Source organism: Xenophilus sp. (genome assembly GCF_044462705.1).
Classification (GTDB): domain Bacteria; phylum Pseudomonadota; class Gammaproteobacteria; order Burkholderiales; family Burkholderiaceae_C; genus Xenophilus; species Xenophilus azovorans.
The window spans coordinates 1-2,959 of record NZ_JBIQNC010000334.1; the positions used below are offsets into that span (position 1 = coordinate 1).

Here is a 2,959-nt window from a genome sequence, read left to right on the forward strand (position 1 = left end):
CGAGGAAGTTGGCCGGCTCGCCGCCGAACAGCTTGATGGTGTCCATGGTGGCCATCGCCAGGCCGGCGCCGTTGACCAGGCAGCCGATGTTGCCGTCCAGGCTGATGTAGGCCAGGTCGAACTTGCTGGCCTCGATCTCGGCCGGGTCCTCTTCATCCAGGTCGCGCAGGGCGACGATCTCGGGATGGCGGAACAGCGCGTTGGCGTCGAAGTTGAACTTGGCGTCCAGCGCGATGATGTTGCCCTTGCTGTCGCGGTTGAGCGGGTTGATCTCGACCAGCGAGGCGTCCGTCTCCATGTAGCAGGTGTAGAGCTTCTTGCACACGTCGATGAACTGCGCCTCGGAGTCGGCCGGCAGGGCGATGCCCTTGGCCAGTTCCTTGCCCTGCGCGTCGGTGAAGCCGACCAGCGGATCGACGAAGACCTTGACGATCTTCTCGGGTGTGCTGTGGGCGACTTCCTCGATGTCCATGCCGCCTTCGCTGGAGGCGATGAAGGCCACCTTCTGAGTGGCGCGGTCGGTCACGACGGAGAGGTAGTACTCCTTCTGGATGTCGGCGCCTTCCTCGATGTACAGGCGGCGCACCTTCTGGCCCTCGGGGCCGGTCTGGTGCGTGACCAGCTGCATGCCGAGGATGTCGGTGGCGCGGGCCTTGACGTCGTCGATGGTCTTGGCGACCTTGACGCCGCCGCCCTTGCCGCGGCCGCCGGCATGGATCTGCGCCTTGACGACCCACACCGGTCCGCCGAGCTTCTGGGCGGCCTCGACGGCCTCCTGCACGGTGAAGGCGGGGATGCCGCGGGGCACAGGCACGCCGAACTTGGCAAGGATTTCCTTGCCCTGGTACTCGTGAATCTTCATGGAAGGAGTCTCTCGAAACGGAGTTGGAAGTGCTGTTGTCCGCGGGCGACGGCAGCCTGCCGGCTGGGGCGGCGGAGCAATCATCGACTGTATCATGGGGAGCCGCGCGCCCTCTGGGCCGCCCATGTGGTCAATACGTAGTTTCCGCGTGTCGCGCGGACACCGCACCCTTCCCCGAGTCAGAGGCTTCGCACCATGCCCAAGGTCTTCATCGACGGCGAGGCCGGCACCACCGGCCTGCAGATCCGCGAGCGGCTCGCGCTGATGCCGCAGATCGAGCTCGTGAGCATCGCACCCGAGTTGCGCAAGGACGCCGCTGCCAAGCGCGACCTGATGGCCGGCGTGGACCTGGTCATCCTGTGCCTGCACGACGACGCGGCGCGCGAGTCGGTGGCGCTGATCGACGGGCTGGGTGAGCGCAGGCCGCGCATCATCGATGCCTCCACCGCGCACCGCGTGGCGCCGGGCTGGGTCTACGGCTTTCCCGAACTGGCGGCCGGCCAGGCCGAGGCGGTGCAGGGCGCCGACCGGGTGGCCAACCCGGGCTGCTACGCCACCGGCGCCATCGCCATCGTGCGGCCGCTGGTCGACGCTGGGCTGCTGCCGGCGGACCTGCCCATCGCGCTGCCCTCGGTGAGCGGCTACTCGGGCGGCGGACGCACCATGATCGAGGCCTACGAAGCCGGCGCCGCGCCGCCGTTCGAGACCTATGCGCTGGGGCTGAAGCACAAGCACATCCCGGAGATCATGAAGTACACCGGCCTGGCGACGCGGCCGGTGTTCATTCCCTCGGTGGGCAATTTCCGCCAGGGCATGCTGGTCAACCTGCCGCTGCATCTCGATGCCCTGCCGGGCAAGCCGAAGGCGGCCGACCTGCACGACGCGCTGGCCGCGCACTACGCGAAGAGCAACACCCCGGCGCAGTACGTGAAGGTGCTGCCGCCCACCGAGGACGGCAAGCTCGACCCGCTGGCGCTGAACGACACCAACACGCTGGAGATCCGCGTCTTCCCGAACGAGGACCACCGGCATGCCGTGGTGATCGCCCGCCTGGACAACCTGGGCAAGGGCGCGAGCGGCGCGGCGGTGCAGAACCTGGAACTGATGCTGGGCCTCTGAGGCCCGTCGCGCCACGGCGGCCGTTCGGTCAGTACGCCATGCTGCGCGCCATCGCCAGCATGGCGATCGACGTCAGGGCCGTCCCGCCGATCTGCAGCAGCCGGCCGAGCAGCCGCCGCGGCACTTCCGCCGCCAGGGGGCCTGCACGGCCGGCGCGCCCCAGGACGGCCAGGGTCCACGGATCGCGCGCCGTCAGCCGCAGGCCCCAGCGGTTCATCAGCCAGCCCATCGCCACCGCCAGCGCACAGCCGGCCGCCCCGAGATCGCGCACCAGGCCATAGAACCTGTCGAGGCGATGCCAGGCTGACAGGGACAAGAGCAGCAGGCAGTCCCAGGCTTCCATGGGCGGCTCGCGGGCACGGCAGGTCAGCCGCGGCGCCGCGCCAGGACAGCGCCCGCGGCAGCCGGCGTGCCATGCCCCGGCGGGCGCTCACTCCACCCTGAACCCATACTTCTCTCTCCCTGCCTTCGCCGATGGCGCCTGAAGCGCGCGGATTCTGGAAGTCAATCGACCGAAAGTCAATTTTTGACGACTGACTTTCAGTAGCAATACCGGAACCATCGCCGGCATGACTGCCGCCCAGGAACGCGATGCCTTCAGCCGGCGCCTGCGCGCCTCGCTGGACCGCGCGGGCTGGAGGATGCTGGGCGCCACCGCGCTGGCGCGCGAGTTCAACCGGCGCAGCGCAGGCCAGCCGGTGACGGCACACGCGACCCGCAAGTGGCTGCAGGGCGAGGCGATCCCGGCGCAGGACAACCTGCAGGCCCTGGCGCGCTGGCTCGAGGTGTCGGCGCAATGGCTGCGCTTCGGCGAACCGCAGCCGCTCGCGCCCAGCGACGCCGCACCGCCACCCACGGCCTCGGAAGCGCTGCCGGTGCCCTATGGGCCGGAGCGCGCGGCCCGGCTGGCGGCCGACTTCGCGCGGCTGAGCGCCGAGCAGCAGCGCGTCATCGAGGAGCTGATCGGCGTCCTGCTGA

At 69.5% G+C, this 2,959-nt stretch carries 4 protein-coding genes; 2 read left to right on the forward strand and 2 right to left on the reverse strand.

The genetic code is table 11. The features are described 5' to 3' along the window. On the reverse strand, positions 1-862 hold an 862-nt coding region (gene sucC, locus ACIY1X_RS25735; protein WP_399686351.1), incomplete at its 3' end, for an ADP-forming succinate--CoA ligase subunit beta. A 195-nt stretch (positions 863-1,057) separates the two neighbouring features. On the opposite strand from sucC, the gene argC reads away from it, so the two are divergent. Next, entirely contained in the window at positions 1,058-1,981 is a 924-nt protein-coding gene (gene argC / locus ACIY1X_RS25740) for an N-acetyl-gamma-glutamyl-phosphate reductase (protein WP_399686354.1), read from the forward strand. A 28-nt stretch (positions 1,982-2,009) separates the two neighbouring features. On the opposite strand, the gene ACIY1X_RS25745 is transcribed toward argC, so the two are convergent. Next, a complete protein-coding gene (locus tag ACIY1X_RS25745) occupies positions 2,010-2,324 on the reverse strand; it encodes a hypothetical protein (protein WP_399686357.1) in 315 nt (104 codons plus the stop codon). A 226-nt stretch (positions 2,325-2,550) separates the two neighbouring features. On the opposite strand from ACIY1X_RS25745, the gene ACIY1X_RS25750 reads away from it, so the two are divergent. Then, on the forward strand, positions 2,551-2,959 hold a 409-nt coding region (locus ACIY1X_RS25750), incomplete at its 3' end, for a hypothetical protein (RefSeq protein ID WP_399686360.1).

Coding starts and splice junctions, on each gene's coding strand:
- argC (WP_399686354.1), top strand. CDS start 1,058: ATGCCCAAGGTCTTCATCGACGGCGAGGCCGGCACCACCGGCCTGCAG.
- ACIY1X_RS25745 (WP_399686357.1), bottom strand. CDS start 2,324: ATGGAAGCCTGGGACTGCCTGCTGCTCTTGTCCCTGTCAGCCTGGCAT.